At 38.0% G+C, this 208-nt stretch carries 1 pseudogene; it reads right to left on the bottom strand.

What is annotated here, in order from left to right:
* Window positions 1–21: 21 nt before the first annotated feature.
* Window positions 22–208 (bottom strand): annotated as a pseudogene (locus V6256_RS16230) (hypothetical protein); the annotation flags it as partial.

Here is a 208-nt window from a genome sequence, read left to right as displayed (position 1 = left end):
TACTTACTTCGGCTTGTACAATCATTTCTCTGTTATCTCTACACCATCAAGTTCAAGAGGGTATTCATGCCCTGAATCTAATACCAGATAATACTCATCGACCATTTTTTCAATGGTCGCAATTGAACGTTTATCCGTCGTTTCTTTGGCAATTAAGTTATCATGATAATCATACATACTGACGGCGTAATCAACGGCTATACTACCG

Source organism: Psychromonas aquatilis (assembly GCF_038155185.1).
Lineage (GTDB): Bacteria > Pseudomonadota > Gammaproteobacteria > Enterobacterales > Psychromonadaceae > Psychromonas > Psychromonas aquatilis.
This window is presented reverse-complemented; position numbering and strand designations above follow the sequence as displayed.